2 protein-coding genes and 1 pseudogene are annotated in these 2,143 nt (G+C 77.3%); all 3 read left to right on the forward strand.

Annotated elements, in window-relative coordinates; translation table 11 throughout:
* Positions 1–208 (forward strand): annotated as a pseudogene (locus AB0K37_RS41820) (sigma-70 family RNA polymerase sigma factor); the annotation flags it as partial.
* On the forward strand, positions 205–651 hold the full coding sequence (locus tag AB0K37_RS41825) for a hypothetical protein (protein ID WP_363991695.1): 447 nt from the start codon (positions 205–207) through the stop codon (positions 649–651). The pseudogene AB0K37_RS41820 and the gene AB0K37_RS41825, both read left to right, overlap by 4 nt.
* 30 nt (positions 652–681) lie before the next feature.
* On the forward strand, positions 682–2,143 hold a 1,462-nt coding region (locus AB0K37_RS41830), incomplete at its 3' end, for a tetratricopeptide repeat protein (RefSeq protein ID WP_363991697.1).

A 2,143-nucleotide genomic window follows, 5' to 3' on the forward strand; every position in this document is an offset into this window, starting at 1 on the left:
CCCGGCGCGGGTGGTCGCGGCGCGCGAGCGGCTCGGCATGGTCGGCGCGGCGCTGGAGCGGCTGCCGCTGCGCTGCCGGACGCTGCTGCGGCTGTTCGCGCTCGCGCCGAGCCACGCCGAGCTGGCCGCCGCCCTCGGGATCCCCGTCGGCAGCGTGGGCCCGACGCGGGCGCGCTGCCTGGAGTCGCTGCGGAGGCTCGTCCCGTGAACGACGACGAGCTGATGGCGGGGGTCCGCGCGACGTTCCAGATCCTCGACCCGGTGCCGGCGGCCGTCCTCGCCGCGGCCCGCGCGTCGATCGCGTGGCGGACGCCGGCCGCGCGGCTCGCCGACCTGGAGCACGACCGGGGCGGCCGCGCGGCGGGGGTGCGGGGCGGCCCGGCCCGGACGCTGACCTTCACCTGCCCGGACGCGGCGGTCGAGATCGAGGTGTCGCCGGACGGCCGGTTCCGGGAGATCCACGGGCGGCTCGTCCCGTCCGCGGCGGCGCTCGTCGAGGTCCGCCACCGCGACCTGCCGCCGGGCGGGATCACGGCGCGCACGGAGCCGGCGGGGCTGTTCTGGCTGCCGCGCGTCCCGGCCGGGCTGGTGAGCCTGATCCTGCGGCTGGACGACGGCACGTCGATCGTCACGAGCTGGATCCGGCTGTGACCGGGCCGAACGAATGACCGGGCGGGACGAATGACGGGGCCGGACGAAGGCGTCCTGCTGCGGATGGCGGCGACGGATCCCGCGACCGCCTTCACGCGGGCGCTCGCGCTGCTGGAGGACGGCGGCGGGATCCTGCCGCTGCGCGTGGCCGGCCTGGCCGCCAAGGAGCTGGGAAGGCTCGACGAAGGCCTCGCCTTCCTCCGGCGCGCCCTGGAACTGGCCTCCGGGTCCGACGCGTACGCGGCGGCGCAGGTGCGGATGAACCTCGTCGGGCTGCTCACGGCGAGCGGCGACGTCACCGAGGCGCTCGCCCTCGCGCGGCGGGCGGAGACCGTCCTGCACGGGTCCGACGCCGACCGTCTGGCCGCGAACAAGGCGGGCGCTCTGGCACGGGCCGGACGCCTGGAGGAGGCGCACGACGTCGCCGTGCGGGCCTTGCCCCGGTTACGCGCGGGGCACGATCCCGCGGCCCTCAACGGTCTGCTTACCAACCTCGGCCTGGCGCGGGTGTTCCGCGGTGACTACGACGGCGCGGAGGAGGCGCTGGCCGAGGCCGTCGCCGTCGGCGAGGCCGCCGGGTTGCGCCACCAGACGGCCATGGCGAAAGGGAACCTGGCCTTCACGGTGTCGCGGCGCGGGGACGTCCCGCGCGCGCTCCGTCTCTTCGCGGAGGCCGAGCGGGGCCTGACCGGGGAGCGCCTGGCGCAGTGCCGGCTCGACCAGGCGGAGACGCTCATCATGGCGGGTCTGCCGGGTGAGGCGCGTCCCGTCCTCACCGCCGCCCTGGACGCGGCCACCGCGAACGGGTACCGGTGCGACACGGCGGACGGCTACCTGCTCCTCGCCCACGCCGAACTGGCCGACGGCAACGCCGAGGAGGCCACGGTGGCGGCGGAGCAGGCCCGCACGACGTTCACCGAGCAGCAGCGCACCGGATGGGCGCTGCTGGCCGAGCACGTGCTGCTCAAGGCCCGGTGGGCGTCCGGTGAACGCTCCCCCGTCCTGCTGCGTTCGGCCGCGGCCGCGGCGGAACGGCTGGACGCCGGCGGCTGGGCCGACGCCGCCGACGAGGCCCGCATCGTCGCCGCGCGCGTGGCGCTGTCGCTGGGCCGGCCCGCGGGGCATCTGCTGGCCTCCGTCCGGCGGACGAGCGGCCCGGCCTCGGGCAGGATCGCCGCCTGGCACGCGACGGCCCTCGAACACTCCTCCCGGGACGCCCGCAAGGGCGCGCTGGCGGCGGTCAGGGCCGGGCTGGAGGTGACCGAGGAGCACGCGGAGGTCCTGGACGCGCTCGACCTGCGCGCCCGCGCGGCGGGGCTCGCCGCGGAGCTGGCCGAGCTCGGGCTCCGCCTGTCCGGGTCGGCGCGGGAGCTGCTCGCCGTGGAGGAGCGGCGGCGGGCCCTGTACGAGCAGACCACCCACCACATCCTGTGCCCGTGCCACCAGTCGACGTTCGACGCCACCGACGCGGCGAAGGTGATCTTCGGGCCGG

This window comes from Actinomadura sp. NPDC049753 (genome assembly GCF_040674655.1).
Classification (GTDB): Bacteria; Actinomycetota; Actinomycetes; order Streptosporangiales; family Streptosporangiaceae; genus Spirillospora; species Spirillospora verrucosospora.